General features: G+C 65.3%; 1 protein-coding gene. It reads right to left on the reverse strand.

Annotated elements, in window-relative coordinates; all coding sequences use genetic code 11:
- Window positions 1–554: phosphopantetheine-binding protein (locus ACPXB1_RS30645; RefSeq protein WP_425736179.1), on the reverse strand; the 554-nt coding region annotated here is incomplete at its 3' end.
- Window positions 555–683 lie beyond the last annotated feature (129 nt).

Genomic DNA, 683 nt, shown 5'->3' on the forward strand with positions numbered 1-683 from the left:
CCCAGACTTGCCGCCAGCCCGCGCACGGTCCGGTAAGCAAAAACATCCCGCACACTCGTGGCGAACCCAGCCGCCCGCAACGCCCCCACCAACGACACCGCCAGCATCGAATCACCACCGAGATCAAAGAAACTCGACTCGACACCAACAACGTCACGACCCAAAACCCGCGCCCACACCCCCGCCACCGTGCGCTCCACCACCGACACCGGCGCCACAAACACCGACTCATCACCGAGCACCGGCACCGGCAACTGCCGCCGATCCACCTTCCCATTCGGATCCACCGGCACCACATCAACAACCATCACCACCGAAGGCACCAACACCTCCGGCAAAACCCCCCGCAACACCTCCCGCACACCCACCACATCAACACCCGAACCACCAGGCACCACAAAGCCGACCAACACCTGCCGACCATCCACCCGCACCACCGACGCCACCGCATCCCGCACACCCACACAGGACCGCAACGCCGACTCCACCTCCCCCAACTCCACCCGCACACCACGCAACTTCACCTGCGCATCCAACCGACCCAGGAACTCCAACGTCCCGTCCGACCGCCACGCCACCGCATCCCCAGTCCGATACAACCGCGACCCCACCGACCCAAACGGATCCGGCACAAACCGATCCGCCGTCAACCCCGCAGCACCCCAATAACCCCGACCCACACC

It is taken from the genome of Micromonospora sp. DT68, from assembly GCF_049847245.1.
Lineage (GTDB): Bacteria > Actinomycetota > Actinomycetes > Mycobacteriales > Micromonosporaceae > Micromonospora > Micromonospora profundi.